The 15,464-nt window shown below is 66.5% G+C and carries 13 protein-coding genes; 7 read left to right on the top strand and 6 right to left on the bottom strand.

Translation table 11 applies throughout. From position 1 onward, the window contains the following. Positions 1-33: 33 nt before the first annotated feature. Positions 34-855 (top strand): sulfite exporter TauE/SafE family protein, encoded by an 822-nt coding sequence (locus tag BM115_RS15250; RefSeq protein ID WP_092296145.1) that lies wholly within the window; start codon positions 34-36, stop codon positions 853-855. 11 nt (positions 856-866) lie between these two features. Here BM115_RS15250 and BM115_RS15245 read toward each other — a convergent pair whose 3' ends face one another. Then, positions 867-1,556 (bottom strand): nitroreductase, encoded by a 690-nt coding sequence (locus tag BM115_RS15245; protein WP_369823446.1) that lies wholly within the window; start codon positions 1,554-1,556, stop codon positions 867-869. A gap of 428 nt (positions 1,557-1,984) precedes the next feature. Here BM115_RS15245 and BM115_RS15240 point away from each other — a divergent pair, with 428 nt between their 5' ends. Genes BM115_RS15240 through BM115_RS15225 form a run of 4 tightly spaced genes read left to right on the top strand, consistent with a single transcriptional unit; the run spans position 1,985 to position 6,498 of the window. Continuing rightward, the gene (locus BM115_RS15240) at positions 1,985-3,103 is read left to right on the top strand and encodes an iron-containing alcohol dehydrogenase (RefSeq protein ID WP_092295309.1); all 1,119 of its coding nucleotides are present in this window, start codon (positions 1,985-1,987) and stop codon (positions 3,101-3,103) included. After that, positions 3,103-4,530 carry an amidase gene (locus tag BM115_RS15235; protein ID WP_092296139.1) on the top strand — a complete coding sequence of 476 codons (1,428 nt, stop codon included), beginning with the start codon at positions 3,103-3,105 and terminating at the stop codon, positions 4,528-4,530. The genes BM115_RS15240 and BM115_RS15235 overlap by 1 nt, the downstream gene beginning before the upstream one ends. Before the next feature lie 23 nt (positions 4,531-4,553). After that, positions 4,554-5,438 (top strand): tryptophan 2,3-dioxygenase, encoded by an 885-nt coding sequence (locus BM115_RS15230; protein ID WP_092295306.1) that lies wholly within the window; start codon positions 4,554-4,556, stop codon positions 5,436-5,438. Between the two features lie 13 nt (positions 5,439-5,451). Further along, positions 5,452-6,498, top strand: a complete 1,047-nt coding sequence (locus BM115_RS15225) for a glutathione S-transferase family protein (RefSeq protein ID WP_092295303.1) — start codon at positions 5,452-5,454, stop codon at positions 6,496-6,498. A gap of 105 nt (positions 6,499-6,603) precedes the next feature. Here BM115_RS15225 and wrbA read toward each other — a convergent pair whose 3' ends face one another. Continuing rightward, entirely contained in the window at positions 6,604-7,230 is a 627-nt protein-coding gene (gene wrbA, locus BM115_RS15220; protein WP_092295301.1) for an NAD(P)H:quinone oxidoreductase, read from the bottom strand. 26 nt (positions 7,231-7,256) lie between these two features. Beyond that, positions 7,257-8,207, bottom strand: coding sequence for a ring-cleaving dioxygenase (locus BM115_RS15215; protein WP_092295298.1), 951 nt, complete (start codon positions 8,205-8,207; stop codon positions 7,257-7,259). A gap of 268 nt (positions 8,208-8,475) precedes the next feature. Here BM115_RS15215 and BM115_RS15210 point away from each other — a divergent pair, with 268 nt between their 5' ends. Beyond that, entirely contained in the window at positions 8,476-9,387 is a 912-nt protein-coding gene (locus tag BM115_RS15210; protein ID WP_092295295.1) for a LysR substrate-binding domain-containing protein, read from the top strand. 126 nt (positions 9,388-9,513) lie between these two features. Next, on the top strand, positions 9,514-10,500 hold the full coding sequence (locus BM115_RS15205) for a LysR family transcriptional regulator (protein ID WP_092295292.1): 987 nt from the start codon (positions 9,514-9,516) through the stop codon (positions 10,498-10,500). Between the two features lie 51 nt (positions 10,501-10,551). Here the strand turns inward: BM115_RS15205 and BM115_RS15200 are convergent, their stop codons facing one another. The 3 genes from BM115_RS15200 to BM115_RS15190 form a co-directional block, all read right to left on the bottom strand. Next, on the bottom strand, positions 10,552-11,544 hold the full coding sequence (locus BM115_RS15200) for a Bug family tripartite tricarboxylate transporter substrate binding protein (RefSeq protein ID WP_177219932.1): 993 nt from the start codon (positions 11,542-11,544) through the stop codon (positions 10,552-10,554). A gap of 105 nt (positions 11,545-11,649) precedes the next feature. Further along, the gene (locus BM115_RS15195) at positions 11,650-13,275 is read right to left on the bottom strand and encodes a hydantoinase B/oxoprolinase family protein (RefSeq protein WP_092295289.1); all 1,626 of its coding nucleotides are present in this window, start codon (positions 13,273-13,275) and stop codon (positions 11,650-11,652) included. Then, a complete protein-coding gene (locus BM115_RS15190) occupies positions 13,272-15,368 on the bottom strand; it encodes a hydantoinase/oxoprolinase family protein (protein ID WP_092295287.1) in 2,097 nt (698 codons plus the stop codon). The genes BM115_RS15195 and BM115_RS15190 overlap by 4 nt, the downstream gene beginning before the upstream one ends. Between the last annotated feature and the right edge of the window lie 96 nt (positions 15,369-15,464).

Here is a 15,464-nt window from a genome sequence, read left to right as displayed (position 1 = left end):
CCGTTCGATGGGAAACGAGGGCTAACGATGTCGATGTACGCGGTACTCATGCTCTGCGGCGGCCTGGCCGGCGTGACGACGGTGCTGTTCGGGTTTGGCGGCGGTTTTGTCGTGGTGCCGCTGCTTTATACGATGCTGACGATGACGCACGCCGCCGGCAGCGCCGTGGCGCAGGCGGCCATGCAGATCGCCGTGGCCACCTCGTCGTGCGTGATGATCTTTGGCGCTTCCATGGCGACGTGGCGCCACCATCGCGCCGGCAATGTCGACTGGCCGCGCATCCGGGCGATGGGTGCCTATATCGCCGTCGGTGCGGTCGTTGGCGCCGCCGCCGCGAGCTGGCTCAATGGCGACTGGGTGCGGTGGGCGTTCGTCGCCTATCTGGCCGTGACCATCGTGGACAGCACGCTGCGCCCCGGATTCATGCATGCCGGCCCGGGCACCGCGCGGCCGATGACCGCAGGCGCGACGGCCGCCATCGGCATCGGCATCGGGGCGATTGCCGCTTTCCTGGGCGTCGGCGGCAGCGTGATGACCGTGCCGCTGATGCGCCGGCGCGGGGCCACCATGACGCAGGCGACGGCGATGGCCAATCCGCTGTCATTGCCGATGGCGATTGCGGCCACCGTCACCTACGTCGCGCTGGCCTGGCAGCACGGCGCGACCTTCGGGCCCGGTCACGCCGGCTATGTCGACCTGCTGGCCTTTGTCGTGCTGGCGGCCGGCTCCTGGGTGGGGATCCGGCTGGCGGCACGCTGGATCGGCCGCATCCCGGACCGCGTCCACGCTGTCACGTATGTCGCGCTGCTCGCCCTGGTGCTGGTGATGATGGTAGCGGGCGGCAGCCTGGCGTGACTCGCCGGGCCTCAGTTGTCGATGAAAGAGACGAAAGCGTCGAGTTCCAGCCGCTGAATCGCCATGTTGTTCTCGGGCACGCTGTTGTCCGCATAACCCAGTGACATGCCGGCCACCACCATCTCGCAGTCGGGAATGCCGAGGCCCTTGCGGAGCACATCGGACTGCAGCGACCAGATTTGCTGCGGGCAGGTATCCAGTCCTTCCGCGCGCGCAGCCAGCATGACGTTCTGCAGGAAGCAGCCGTAGCAGAGGAAGCTGGCCCACTCCAGGCAGCGGTCCATCGTGAAGATCAGGCCGACCGGCGCGTCGAAGAAGCGGAACTGGCGTTCCACGTCGCGCCGCCGCCCGACGATATCGCTCCTGGCTACACCCTGCGCGTCACCGAGCATGCCGCGGAACATGTTGAAGCGTGACGAATACGGCGCCGGCAGATCCTTGGGGAAGAACGGATACTCGTGGGCCAGCGTGTCGGGCCCGGCGCGGTAGGCGTCGACCGCGGCATCGGTGATTCGCTCGCGTGCGCTGCCGGTGAGCACATAGCATTTCCAGGGCTGGGTGTTGCTTGAACTCGGCGCGTACTTCGCCACCGACAGGATGTCTCTGACCGCCCGCAGCGGCACCGGCCGGTCCAGGAACGCGCGCTTGCTGCGGCGTCCGCGAATCAGTGTCTCGGTGAACCGCGTGGCCGCTGTGCTCATCTCCGTGTCCATCGCCATGTTCATCGCCGTCTCCATCTCAGCCTCCAATTCCATTTCCATCGCTCTTTTCTCCGTGGTGGGGTCGCGGTGAAAAAATCATAGCCGCGTGGTGGACGGTGAAAAGATGGCGATGCTTGCATGCTTCGTCCGAGAACGATGAACGATGCACCGCACCGGCGCGTCATGCGTGAAGACGGTGCCGAAGTCCGAGGGTTTACCTGTGTGAGCGGAGGTGAAAAACGTGCCGCTTGCACCGCTGCGTGGCCGCGATGCACCGTTGGCAGGCGCGCGCCAAGGCACGCATTCCGGCGTCCATATTCATGGACGCAATGTTCCTGAAAGCCGCGCGCACGGCTGAATCCGGATCGCCTATCTTCTCACTCGGGATCGATGCATCGATTGCATGCGACACACGTTGGAGTGAGTGGATGAACCAGTTAAAATGCCTGCCGCAAGAAGAAATTGTCTGGGGACACGACATCCTGGAGGACGTTGCCGCGTCGCTGGGAGACCGCGGCATCCGCCGCCCGATCACGTTCACGGTCGGGTTCCTCGAATCCTTGCATCGTGACGTCCTGCAGCCCGGCAGCCGGGATGGCGTGGGGGCCTTTATCGACCTGCCACCGCATGTGCCGGACTTCGCCGTGCGCGACGGCCTGCAAGCGTGCCTCACGCGTGACGCACAGTCGATTGTCGCGCTGGGCGGGGGCTCGGTGCTCGACGCAGCGAAGGCGGTCTCCTACGCGCACTTCAAGCAGACCGGGCGCTACCTGCCCATCGCGGCCTTCCCGACGACCTTGTCCGGTTCCGAGTTCTCCCACTACTTCGGTGTGACGGAGACGGACGGTCCGCAGAAATTCAAGCGCAGCTACGCCGTGCGCGAAACGGCGCCCAAGATCGTTGCCATCGACCCCCGGCTGGTCATCGATACCCCGCGCGCGCTGTTGCTGAGCTCGGCCATCAAGGGCATCGACCACGCGGTGGAAGGGATGCGCAAGGTGGGCGTGGATCATCCGCACGCGATCCTGGCCGCGCGGGGCGTCGAGCGTTTCCTCGCCGTGCTGGAGAAGTGGCCGCAGCAGCTTGAGACACGGGAAGCCATCGCGCGCGGGCTGGTCTCGACCGAAGACCTGCTGCAACTCCAGCTTGGCGCCTGGCAGTGCTACTTCTATCCCGCATCGGTCATCTACGGACTGAGCCATCGCATCGGGCACATCCTCGGCGGCACGTTCGGGCTGCCGCACAGCATGACCTCGTGCATCACGCTGGCGCCCGTCATTCGCGCCTGCGCCGAAGCCTATGGCGACAAGTTCGGCATCTTCGCTTCCGGCAAGGGGGACGTCACCGCTGCCACGGCACTGGCCAACCGCATTGCGGATGTCGTGGACGCGCTGCAACTGCCCAGCCGGCTCGCCGCGTTCGATTTCGACCGCGCGAAGCTGCCCGAGGTGGCGGCGCTCCTGAAGCAGAACTATCCCGCCGAGGTCGGCGACCTGGGCGCCCACGCCGGCCAGAAGCTCGATGCACTGCTGGAGAGCATGTGGTGATGACCCATCTCGACGTCCATCCTGATCTCCATCCCGACCATCACCACCGTGATCTGCTGCAGTCGGCCCGCGCGGCCACGCAACCGGCCGGCCTGCGCAAGACGCTCGATGCCCTGGCGACGCGGCAGATATCCGCAACCGCGCTGGCGGAGCAGGCGCTCCACGCGGCGGAAGCGAGCCAGCGATCCATCAACGCCTTTTCGACCATCGACTGGGACCGCGCGCTCAAGGCGGCGGCAGAGAGTGACCGCCGTTACGCCGACAATCGGCAGCGTCCGCTGGAAGGGTTGCCCATCGCGATCAAGGACCTCATCGACACCAAAGGCTTGGAGACCCGCTACGGCTCGGCGGCCTACCTCGGGCACCTGCCCGCCGCCGATGCCGACATCGTGAAAGCGCTGACGGAGCGCGGCGCGATCCTCATCGGCAAGACCACGACGCATGAGTTCGCGTGGGGCGTGACCACCGCCAGTACAAAGTTTGGCGATACGCTGAACCCGCTCGACCGCACGCGCATCCCGGGCGGTTCCAGCGGCGGCGCGGCGGCGGCAATTGCCGAGGGGGCCGTCATGGCCGGCGTGGGCACCGATACGGGTGGCTCGGTGCGCATTCCCGCCGCGCTGTGCGGCGTGGTCGGATACAAGCCGACGTTCGATACGTTCTCCACGCGCGGCGTGTTTCCGCTGGCACCCACGTGCGACCACGTCGGCCTGCTCGGGGCGCAGGTCGACGATGTGCTGTTGCTGGCCGATGCCCTTCATATCGAGGTACCCGAAAGCGATGCGTGGCTGTCCGCGCGCCTCGGCGTGATCCCGGAGATCGCGCCGGTGCCGACGAGCCCGGCAGTCGCCACGGCATTCAAGGGGGCGATCGGCCGACTGGGGCAGGTCTTCGCCTGCGTGGACGTCGACACGTCCGGCCTGTTCGATGCCGTATTCGATGCCTTCGCGACCATCGTGCTGATCGAAGGCGGCATCGAGCACTTCCGGCGCAACGATTGGGACCGCATCGCCACGCACTACAACCCGGAAACCGTCGACCGATTGCGGCGTGCGGAGACGATGGACCTGCGCGGCTATGCGGCGGCCCAGCAGACGCGGCGCCGGTTCACGGCCAGGCTGCACGAGGCAATGTCGACGGTCGACTACCTCGTGCTGCCGACCTGCCCGTGCGTCGCCCCCCATCTTGGCGCTGCAAACGTCGAGATCGGCGCGTGGTCCGGCACGGTCCGCGAGGCGCTGATGACTTACACCGCGCCATTCAACATCGCCGGGTTTCCCGCCATCTCGATTCCATTGCCCACCGGCGACTGCGGCCTTCCCGCGGCGTTGCAGGTCGTGGCCAAGCCGGGCGACGACGGCGCGCTGCTCCAGATCGCGCAGCAGATGGAGTTGCTGCTGCGGGCAGGCACGGCCCACGAGATTTGACCCCCCACAACCAGGAGACGACGATGGACGAAACCGTCAAGCCAGAGCGCGCCGCCCCGGCCAGCGCTTCCCCCGGGCAAACGCCCTACAGCGCGTGGATGCGCACCGACGTGCTGCACTCGCTGCAACACCCGGTCAGCGATCATCCGGGCGAGCATGCGTGGATCACGTCGGTGCAGGTGTCCGAGTTGTACTGGATGCTGATCATCAAGGAGCTGCGGATCGCCCAGGCGCAGTTGCGCGCCAATGACCTGACGCAGGCCATCAAGACCCTGCAACGCGTGGTCGCCCATCATGAGCCGCTTAACGCGACGTGGCGCTCGCTGGCGTGGATGACGCCCAACGACCTGCTGGCTATCCTGTCCCGCGCGGTAGCGACGTTCGGCAAGGACACCGCGCTCCAGGGCTGGACCTACCGGCAGATGGTCTACCTGCTCGGCATCAAGCAGGCGGAGCACCTGCAGCATTTCGAACCGCAACCCGCGCGCTGGGACCAGCTCAACACGACGCTGCACCAGCCGAGCGTCTACGACGACGTGCTCGGCTACCTGGACCGCCACGGCTTCGCGGTGCCGGCCACGGTACTCAAGCGCGACTTCAGCCAGGCCTATGCACCCAGCAAGGATGTCGAGAAAGCCTGGCGCGTTGTGTATGCCAACCCGAACCAGCATGTCGAACTCCAGCGTCTTGGCGAGACCTTGGCCGATGTCGCCGAGGGCTTCTCCGCCTGGAAGCACCTGCACCTGATGGCCACGCGCCGCACGTTCGGCGCCCGCCCGGCCTACTTCGGCACGGAGGGCGTTGCCTGGCTGCTGCCGTCCATGGCGGAGATCCCGTTCCCGGAACTCTGGTCGGCGCGCGGTTTCATCGGCGACCCGCCGGCGGCATGCCCGCACATGCACAAGTAAGGAGAACACAGCAATGGACCATACGAGATTGAAGAGTCTGGCGGCCGATGCCCGTGCCGCCATGGCCGACCCCGCGCGGATCACCATCGTCGGGGACGACGCCGCGCCGCGTTTCGAGCTCTTTCATGCGGCGAGTTCGCTCTGCTCGCAGAAGGTGCGTACGGTCTTGGCCGAGAAGCGCCTGTCGTACCGCTCGAACGACATGATGATCCTCGGTTCGATGGGGCCGGCGGGTGTCGTCGCCGCCGAGCACTACCATCCGCCCTATGTCCGGCTGCGCCTGATCGCCGGGCGAGAGGTGGACAGGGCATTCGTCAGCGGCTACAGCGGGCGCACCTCGGTCGAGACCGAAGGCTTCGATCCGTGCGTGGTGCCGCTGCTGGTGGACTACGAGGCCGGCCGGGTCATCGCCGATTCGAAGCGGATCTGCTGCTACCTGGACGCGGTGTCCCATGACCCGGTGCAACTGGTGCCAGAGGACGCGGTCGCGCGCGCGGCGGTGATGCGGCAGGTCGATATCGTCGACAGGATCCCGAACGGCACGCTGCTCTATGGCTTTCATCCCGATGCGGATGCGCGGCCCGATGTGCTCAAGGCTGGCATGGAACGGGTCTACGACTACAAGATCATGGCGCTCGAGGCGATGATCGCCGCCAATGCGGACGATGCGGTGCTGGTGGCCGCCTATCGCGCCAAGATCGCCAAGGAGCGCGGTGGCAAGTCCGTCCGCCACGACGCGGCGTTCCAGCGGGCAGCGCGTCAGCACGTGGCCAGCCTGTTGAAGGATCTCGAAAACACGCTGTCCTCGTCGTCGGAAACCTATCTCAAGGGCGGCCCGTTCACGCTGGGCGATGTGCTGTGGGGCGTGAACCTGGTGCGGATGGCCTACCTCGGGCTGGCGTCGCTGTGGGAGGAACTGCCGAACGTCACGCGTTACGTGGAGCTGCTCGCCAGGCGCCCGTCGCTCTGCAAGGAGGCGATCCAGGCCACGCTCGGCGCGATGCCGCCTTCGCGGTACATGGAAACGGTGGCGTGCTGCGGCGAGGCCGTGGCGGCTTAGGTTTGGGGTAGAAGCAGTAACAGGAACCAGACGGAGGGGGCATAAAGAAGGGCGGGGACCACAAGTCCCCGCCCTTTCTCTTACCTCAAGCGACCTGGAGCGACCTCAAGCGGCCACGGGTTCCTGCTCGCAATGCAGCGAACGTGCCACGGCGGTCACGCGGCGGCCCTGGAAGCGGGCCACGGCCAGGTGGTCCTCGTCGGGCTTGTCGGCGTCGAGGTGTGAGACATGGGTCGCACCGTAGGGCGTGCCGGCCTTGAACATCACGGCGTCGGCGTAGCCCAGCGGCACGATGATCAGGCCCAGGTGGGCCATCGGCGTGTAGATCGACAGCAGCGTCGATTCATTGCCGCCGTGGCGCGACGAGGTCGAGCCGAACACCGAGCCGACCTTGCCGTTGAGCTTGCCCTGGAACCACAGGCCGCCGAGGCCGTCGATATAGGCCTTGAGTTCCGTCGAGATCGAGCCGAAGCGCGTCGGCGTGCCGAAGACGATGGCATCGGCCCACTCGGCGTCGGCCTCGGTCGGCGCTTCGTAGCGGTCGTTCATGGCGGTGGCGTTCTCGAGCCAGCCCGGCGCCTGGCGCATGACGTCGGGGCCGACCACCTCGCGCGCGCGGCGCAGGCGGACTTCCGCGCCGGCCTCGATGGCGCCGGCTGCCACGGCCTTGGCCAGCAGTTCGGTCGAGCTGTTGCGGGAATAGAAGGCGATCAGTACTTTGGGTTTCTGCATGTCAGGTCCAGACAGGGTGAAGTCGGTCAAACGGAAATGGGTTCGAGTCGCCCGAGCAACTCGTCCTTGCGGTCGGCCAGCCAGGGCGGCAACTGGAATTCCTCGCCGAAGTGGCCGGGTTCTTCGTCGATGGCGAAGCCGATATCGGTCGTGGCCGCTTCGAACATCACACCGCCCGGCATCTTGAAATACATGGAGCGGAAGTAGTTGCGGTTCACCGACTCCGAGGTATCGATGTAGCCCAGCGCCATGAACTTTTCCTTGAGGGCCATCTGCTGGTCCATGGTGTCGACGGCGAACGCCACATGGTGGATCGTGCCTTCGCCATAGACCGAGGAGCCCTGGTGACGATCCGGCTCATGCAGGAATTCGACAACCATGCCGGGGCCGCCCGTGTGCGTCTCGAAGCGGTAGTACGGCCCGGTCTGGCCGACCTGGCGGAAACCGATCGCCTCGCTCATGAAGCGGATCGATTCGGCCACCTCGCGCAGCGACAGCGTGATGCTGTGCACGCCGCGGATCGCGAATGCTTCGGGAATGTCGCTGGCCACGCAGGCCGGGCGCTTGTCCAGATCCGTCTCGACCAGATCGAACTCGATGCCGCAGGGGTGATGAAAACGCTGGCGCCGCTCGTCGAAGCGCGCGGTGATGGCGCTGTCGTAGGCAATGCCCATCGCGTCGAAGCGGGCGCGCCAGAAGTCGAGCGAGCCGGTGGGCACCGAATAGTTGATGACCCGGACCTGGCCCGAGCCGGGGCGCGCCGCAACCCCTTTCTGCCGGAACGGGAACGAGGTCACCAGCGTGCCCGGGTCACCGTTGGCGTTGCCGTAGTAGAGGTGATAGATCGGGTCCTCGCCGTCGAGAAGAACGGTCTTCTTGACGAGGCTTTGCCCCAGCAGCTTGACGTAAAAATCCACATCCTCCTGCGCGTGTCTTACGCCGGCGGTCAGATGATGAAATCCCTTGATCATCGACATTGTCCTCTCCACTTGAGTATTGACGGTCACGAGACAGCGCGGAGCCGCTCATGTGCAACAGCTTAAGCGTTCAATATCGATTGGGCAGCGGTCAGATCGTGTACGCAAGGTTCGGCAAAACCGAACGATGGTCGTACGGCGGGGGCAGGAAGTACCAAGGTTTGCCCGGATGCCACTGGGCGCGCGCGGTGCAGTATGATCGGACCTCGATACCATACCGATATGACAGCCGTTGCCATCGCGACAGCGGACTGCGCGCCCCCATCCAATGCTCGATCTGAAGGACGTCTATTTCTTCGTGCAGGTCGTTGACCGCGGTGGCTTCACATCGGCCGGCGAGGTGCTGCGCCTGCCGAAGTCGACGCTGAGCCATCGGGTCAAGGAGCTGGAAGCGTCGCTGGGCGTGCGGCTCATCAATCGCACCTCGCGGCAGTTCGCCATGACCGAGGTGGGCCAGGAGTTCTACCAGTACGCGATGAACCTGCTGCGCAGCGCGGAGGTGGCCGAGGAGGCGATGCGCCAGCGGCTGGCCGAACCCAGCGGCGTGATCCGCGTGACCACCGCCGCCGAGATCGCGCAGTTTGCGCTGCGGCACGTGCTGCCTACCTTCCTGTCAGAGAATCCCAAGGTCAAGATCGTCGAGACCGCCACGGACCGGCTGGTGGATATCGTGGGGGAGGGCTTCGACCTCGCGATCCGGGGCCATACGGGGCAATTGCAGGACTCCAACCTGATCCAGCATCCGCTGGCCAAGGCGCCCTGGTACCTGTTCGCGGGTCCGGAATACCTTGAGCGGATGTCCGTGCCGGCGGAGCCGGAAGACCTGATGACCCATTCGCTCATCGGCATGGTCAGCAAGGGACCGCTGCAATGGCATTTGCAGGGCCCCGACAAACGCACCGTTACGGTGCCGATCGATCCGAGGTTCCAGAGCAACAGCCTGATTTCACTGAAGGAAGCCGCCTGCGCAAACATCGGCATCGCGGCGCTGCCCGGCTACATCTGCCAGACGGAGCTGAAAGCCGGCGCGCTGCGGCAGATTTTGCCGCAATGGATTGCCGCCGATGCGCGCATCACCGCGCTGATTCCCTACCGTATCGGCCTGCTGCCGGCGGTGCGCACGATGGTGGACTACCTGGCGGAGGTGCTACCCAAGGTGACCGCCTTCGACCGCGGCTAGTGACGCGGGGCTGGCGTTGGGTGAGCAGCGCACGGCTTTTCGCTACGCGCGATGAGTCGTCGTTGATCATTCACGGCTTCGAATATATGCTGCAGGCATCCCTCCCCACGCCGCACAGCGCGCGCCATGAACCGCAATATCTCCCTGCGTCACCTACGCTCGTTTGTCGAGGTGGCCAACGCCGGATCGTTCACCACGGCGGCGGCGCGCCTGTTTGTTACGCAGTCGGCGCTGACGGCGACCATCCAGCAGTTCGAGGAATCGGTCGGGCTCAAGCTGTTCGACCGCAACACGCGGCGCGTGGTCATGACGCAGGAGGCGGTCCGCTTCAAGGCCGAGGCCGACAGGATCCTGCGGGATTTCGACAGCGCCATCTCCGACCTGCAATCGTTCGCGGACAGCCAGAAAGGGCATATCCGCATTGCGGCGGCGGCGTCGGTGATCTACCAGTTCCTGGTCACGGCCGTGGGCAAGTTTCGCCAGCAGTATCCGGGCGTGACGTTCACGCTGCGCGATGCCGGCGCGGAGCAGGTCGAACAGATGGTGATGGATGGGGAACTCGACTTCGCCATTACCAGCCGCCACAAGGGCATCGACGAACTCTCCTACGTGCCGCTGCTGGAAGACCGCTACGGCGTGGTCTGCCGCGCGGACTATCCGCTAGCCAAGCGCGCCGGTCCGTTGCGCTGGGCGGACCTTGCGCCAGAGGATTTCGTCGCCTTCACGGCCGACACGGGCATCGGCACCTTCCTGCACGAGAACGCGGGCCACTGGCCGGTGTTCGGCGGGGAACATGACGAGATTTCGAGCACGACGTCGTTGTTCGCGGTGCTCAACGAAGGCGGGCGATTCTCGATCATCCCGGCCCTGGCGGCCAAGGCGGCGGGCTTCACCGACCTGGCCTACCGTGAGCTGGCCGCGCCGGTGCTGTCACGCGAGATCTGCCTGATCACGCGGCGGCTGCGCTCGTTGTCGCCGAGTTCGCAACGCATGCTCGACATCATCATGGACACCATCCGTGCGCAGGCGCTGCCCGATGGCGTGTCGATCATCGGCGAGGAAGCCGCCCCGCGTCGCGCCACGCGCCGCACCACGCGCCGGAAGGCGGGCTGAAGCGGCCGGCCCCGCGCCCGCGCCGCCCCAGCCCTTCCGGCGTTGCAATCGTCAGTCGAGGTTGATGTGCGCCTCGTCGATGACCTGCTTCCACTTCTTCGTCTCGCTGCGAATCGTGCTGGCCAGGCGCTCCGGCGGGCCGCCGGCAACGTCGAAGCCGAGACTGGTGAGCCGCTCGCGCACCGCCTTGTCCTGCAGCGCCTCGTCGAACGCCTTGTTCAACTTGGAAACGATGGGCTGCGGCGTGGCGCGCGGCGCCAGGAAGGCATACCAGCCGACCAGCTCATAGCCCGGCACGCCGGCTTCGGCCACCGTCGGCATCTGCGGGGCGTTGGGGGTGGGCTTGGCCGTGGTCACGGCCAGTGCGCGCAGCTTGCCTTCCTTCACGAACGGCATCGCCTCGGGCAGGATCGCGAACATCAGCGACGTCTGCCCGCCGATGAGATCCGTCAGCGCCGGCGCTCCACCCTTGTAGGGCACATGATTCATCTGCACGCCCGCCATCTTCTTGTATAGCTCGCCACCGAGGTGGGCCGGCGTGCCGTTGCCGGATGACGCGTAGCTCGTGCCGGGATGCGCCTTCAGGTAGGCGCTCAGCTCCTGCATGGTCTTCACCGGCACCGATGGATTGACGACGACCAGGCTGGCGAGCGTCGTAGCCAGGATGATCGGCGCGAAATCCTTCTGCGGATCGTAAGGGAGCGTCTTGTACAGGCCGGGGTTGGCCGCTAGCGCAGTGGAGGTGCCGAGGAACAGCGTGTAGCCATCCGCCGGCGACTTGGCGACATAGCTCGCGCCGATATTGCCGCTGGCGCCGGGGCGATTCTCCACCACCACTGGCTGGCCCATTTCCTCGCCGATCTTCTGGCCGAGCACGCGCGCGAGCACGTCGGTGGAGCCACCGGCTGGATACGGCACGATGATGCGTACTGGCTTGTTGGGATACGCGGCAACCTCTGCCGGCGTGGCATCGGCCGCGTGGGCAAGGGGCGCCAGCAACCACAGCGCGACGGGCAGGGACAGCGTCTTGAAGATGCAATGCATGACTACCTCTCCACCGGTGCGGCGTGGGTCCGCCCGGATGTTGTGTGGTAAAGGCACCCTCAGGTGCCGGCTCTTGTCTCCTCCGCATGCATGATGCGTGCCGATTCAGGTGGCGTAGCCCTGTTCCCGATCGTACGCGATGCGCTCGAAGTCCCGTTCGGTGGCCGGGCCGAAGCCGCCACCGCCCGGGGTACGCAGGATCACTTCGTCGCCGGGCTGCAGCGTCTGCGGCTGACGTGCATCCACCGCTTGCCCGTTGATCAGCACTTCCCCGCAGGCGCCGGCCTCGCCGCCGGCAAAACCCGGCGCCGGCACGATCAGCCGTTCCGTCAGGAAGACGATTGACAGGGGCGTGGGATGACGGCTGACGAAGCACACCTCCTCGCCAAGCCCGCCCCGCTGCCGGCCGGCACCGCCGGTGCCCGGGCGCAGTGCCTTGTAGCGGAAGAACAGCGGCGCGTCGCGTTCCGCCACTTCCACCGGCGTCGGCGAAATATTGCTCGGCCAGGACATGACGGATGCGCCGTCCTTCCCGGCCGTGGCGCCCAGACCGCCGTTATAGAAGAGCACCGTGGCGAAGGGGCGGCCATCCTCGCGGGTGCCGCTGAGGTTGGCGATCCACAGCGGCGAGCCGGCGCCGGCCATCACGCGCTCGGGCAGCACCTGCTGCATGGCGCCGAAGATGACGGTGGGCACGTAGTGGCCCGTGCAAGCGCGCCCCCCTACGGGCGCGGGTGAGCGCGGATTGAGCAGCGAGCCCTCCGGCGCCACGGCGCGGATCGGACGGAACAGTCCGTCGTTGTTCGGCAGGTCGGGCAGTAGCAGGCACTTGATCGCATAGGCCGTCATCGCGCTCGTATAGGCCAGCACGCAGTTGATGCCGCGCGGCTGCTGCGGAGACGTGCCCGCGAAATCGCACTCGATCTCGCCGTTGCCGATGCGCGCCGTCACGGCATAGGTGAAGCGCTCGCCAAAGCCGTCGGTTTGCATCGTGTAGCGATATTCGCCCTCCGGCAGCTGCGCAATGGCGTGGCGCATGGCGGCCTCGCTGCGGTCGAACAGCGCCTGCGCCAGATCGTCGATGCCGGGCAAGGCGTACTCGGTCAGGATGTCATGGAGCCGCGCCGCGATCAGTTCCACCGCGCCGACCTGCGACCAGATATCGCCCACGGTCTGCTCCGGCGTGCGCACATTGGTGCGAATCAGTTGCAGCAGCGTGTCGTCCACGTGCCCCTCGCGCATGAGCGGCATCATCGGGATGTGGAACCCTTCCTCGAACAGCTCGCGCGCATCCACCGAACGGATCTTGCCGCCGATGTCGGGCACGTGGCCCGCCGTCGCGGCGAAGCCCACCAGGCGATTGCCGTGGAATATCGGCTTGACCAGGCACACGTCGTTAAGGTGCCCCGTGCCGATCCACGGGTTATTGGTGATGAAGATGTCCCCCGGCCGCATATTGTCCGCACCGATCTGCGCGATGGCGGCGCGCACGGTGCGTGGCAGGGTGCCGATGAAGGAGGGAATGCTGCCGCTGTTCTCCGCCAACGCGCGACCCGCCGAATCGGTGACGACCACCGCGAAGTCGTTGGCCTCGGTGGAGAGGGTGGAGAAGGACGTGCGCACGATAAGCTTGGCGGCCTCGTTCACCACGGCGCGCACGCGCGTCCAGAACACTTCCAGGAAGATGGGGTCGGCGGCGGAAGCCGCGCCGGGCATGGGTTGGCGGGTCATGCTGCGTGCTCCTCCAGTTCGATGACGAGATTGCCGCTTGCCCCTTGCGTGACGCGGCCCTTCGGCCCCACGACCAGCGTGGAACCGGCATCCTCGATCAGCAGCGGCCCCTGCGCGCGGAATCCCGCTGGCAGCGCGGCGCGGTCGAAGACCGGGGTGTCCAGGTAGCCATCGGCCTCCCTGAAATAGACCTTGCGCCGGCTGCCGGGCGCGACGGCCACGCCTTCAGGCAGCGTTTCGGCGACGAAGGCCTGTCGCGGCGGCGCCTCGCCCGTCACGCGCAAGGTCACCAGTTCCACGGGGACATCGGGCGGGGTACGGCCAAATTTCTCGCGATAGCCGGATTCGAACGCGGCGATCAAGGCGGCGCGCACGATCTCCGCCGGCTGTTTGCCGGTGTAGGGGCCATCGGGCAGGCGCACCGACAGGTTGAAGCCCTGTCCGGCGAAGCGCCCGTCGGCATGGCGCGTCAGCCGTATCGGGCCGAAGCTCTCGTCCAGCGGCGCCAGCGCTTCGCGCGATTGCGATTCCAGTTCGGCAAAGGCGGTTTCCAGCCGCTCCAGCGAATCCGTGGCGGGCCGCACGCTCACCGTGCGCGAGCGGTCGGCGCGTGCCGGTGACACCAGCAGGCCGTATGCAGACGCCACGCCTGCGGCGGGCGGACACAAAATCGTCCGCACACCAATCTTCTGGGCAACGTAATACGCATGCAATGGCCCCCCGCCACCGGTGCACAGCAGCACGAAGCCGCGCGGATCGCGCCCACGCTCGGCCACGTGCACGCGCGCGGCGCCCGCCATGTTCTCGGCGACGATGTCATGGATGCCCCAGGCCACGCCGGTCACGTCACGCGCCAGCCGCTCGCCCGCGCGGCCAAGCGCCTCGGCGGCGCGCGCCACGCTGATGGCCATCGTGCCGCCGGCGAAGTAATCGGGATTGAGGTAGCCGAGCACGAGATTCGCATCCGTCACGGTCGGATCAGTGCCGCCCAGCCCATAGCAGGCTGGCCCCGGCTCGGAGCCGGCGCTCTGCGGCCCCACCTTGAGGAGGCCCAGGGCGTCCTGATGGGCGATGCTGCCGCCGCCGGCGCCGATCTCGATCAGGTCGATGGTGGTAATGCGGATCGGTAGGCCGCTGCCTTCGGCAAAACGCTTGCGCCGTGCCGCCTCGAAGCCGAACGTGATGGCCGGCTTGCCATCCTCTACCAAACACAGCTTGGCCGTGGTGCCGCCCATGTCGAAGGCCAGCAGGTCTGGCTGCGCATCGCGCAGGCTGTAGTGGGCCGCCGAGATCGCGCCGGCCGCGGGGCCGGACTCGAGCAGCTCGATCGGATTGCGCTTGGCCTCGCCGATATGGGCCAGACCGCCGTTGGACAGCATCATCAGCACGCCGGCGTGCAGGCCGAGCGCTTGCAGGCGACCTTCGAGTGCGTCCAGGTAGCGCGTCGCCAGCGGCTTGATATAGGCATTGGCGACGGTGGTGGAATTGCGCTCGAATTCGCGGATGACGGGCGCGACATCCGATGACAGCGTGACGTGCAGGGTGGGGAAATCGCGCTCGATCCAGTCGCGCACCAGCCGCTCGTGCGCCGGCGCGCCGTAGGCGTGCAGCAGGCACACGGCGAGCGAATCGACGCCTTGCTCCACCAACTGCCCCACCACCGCGCGCACTTCCTGGGCGTCCGGCGCCTCGATCTCATGGCCTTGCGCATCCATGCGCCCGCCAATCTCGGCGCGCAGCCGGCGCGGCACCAGCGCCGGCGCTGGCTCGATCGTCAGGTCATACAGGTCGTACTTGCGCTCGTGGCCGATCTCCAGCACGTCCCGGAAGCCCCGGGTCGTCAGCAGGCCGGTGGTGCTGCCGCGGCGTTCAATCAGCGCGTTGGTGAACAGCGTGGTGGCATGGACCACGCGCGTGACCCGCTGCGGGTCGATGTGGTGGGTGTGCATCAGCCGGCTGACGCCATCGGCCACGCCCTGCGCCGGGTCACCGTGGGTGGTGAGGACCTTCAGGCTGACGAGCCTGCCCGCCCCGTAGTCCAGTGCGACGACATCCGTAAAGGTGCCGCCAATATCAATCCCAATTGCCCACATCGTCACAAGGCACTCCCGTCGTCATGAAGTCGTCAGACGATGATAGGAATATCGATTGATGATGACCAATGAAAAATAAAGATCGATTGATCAGTG

This window comes from Cupriavidus sp. OV096, from assembly GCF_900115455.1.
GTDB lineage: Bacteria > Pseudomonadota > Gammaproteobacteria > Burkholderiales > Burkholderiaceae > Cupriavidus.
Note: the sequence above shows the minus strand (reverse complement) of the source record. Positions and strands in the feature narration are given on the sequence as shown.

Bases quoted from the DNA above. Each gene is read 5' to 3' on its own strand.
- BM115_RS15250 (WP_092296145.1), top strand. From the start codon at position 34: ATGTACGCGGTACTCATGCTCTGCGGCGGCCTGGCCGGCGTGACGACG.
- BM115_RS15245 (WP_369823446.1), bottom strand. From the start codon at position 1,556: ATGAGCACAGCGGCCACGCGGTTCACCGAGACACTGATTCGCGGACGC.
- BM115_RS15240 (WP_092295309.1), top strand. From the start codon at position 1,985: ATGAACCAGTTAAAATGCCTGCCGCAAGAAGAAATTGTCTGGGGACAC.
- BM115_RS15235 (WP_092296139.1), top strand. From the start codon at position 3,103: ATGACCCATCTCGACGTCCATCCTGATCTCCATCCCGACCATCACCAC.
- BM115_RS15230 (WP_092295306.1), top strand. From the start codon at position 4,554: ATGGACGAAACCGTCAAGCCAGAGCGCGCCGCCCCGGCCAGCGCTTCC.
- BM115_RS15225 (WP_092295303.1), top strand. From the start codon at position 5,452: ATGGACCATACGAGATTGAAGAGTCTGGCGGCCGATGCCCGTGCCGCC.
- wrbA (WP_092295301.1), bottom strand. From the start codon at position 7,230: ATGCAGAAACCCAAAGTACTGATCGCCTTCTATTCCCGCAACAGCTCG.
- BM115_RS15215 (WP_092295298.1), bottom strand. From the start codon at position 8,207: ATGTCGATGATCAAGGGATTTCATCATCTGACCGCCGGCGTAAGACAC.
- BM115_RS15210 (WP_092295295.1), top strand. From the start codon at position 8,476: ATGCTCGATCTGAAGGACGTCTATTTCTTCGTGCAGGTCGTTGACCGC.
- BM115_RS15205 (WP_092295292.1), top strand. From the start codon at position 9,514: ATGAACCGCAATATCTCCCTGCGTCACCTACGCTCGTTTGTCGAGGTG.
- BM115_RS15200 (WP_177219932.1), bottom strand. From the start codon at position 11,544: ATGCATTGCATCTTCAAGACGCTGTCCCTGCCCGTCGCGCTGTGGTTG.
- BM115_RS15195 (WP_092295289.1), bottom strand. From the start codon at position 13,275: ATGACCCGCCAACCCATGCCCGGCGCGGCTTCCGCCGCCGACCCCATC.
- BM115_RS15190 (WP_092295287.1), bottom strand. From the start codon at position 15,368: ATGTGGGCAATTGGGATTGATATTGGCGGCACCTTTACGGATGTCGTC.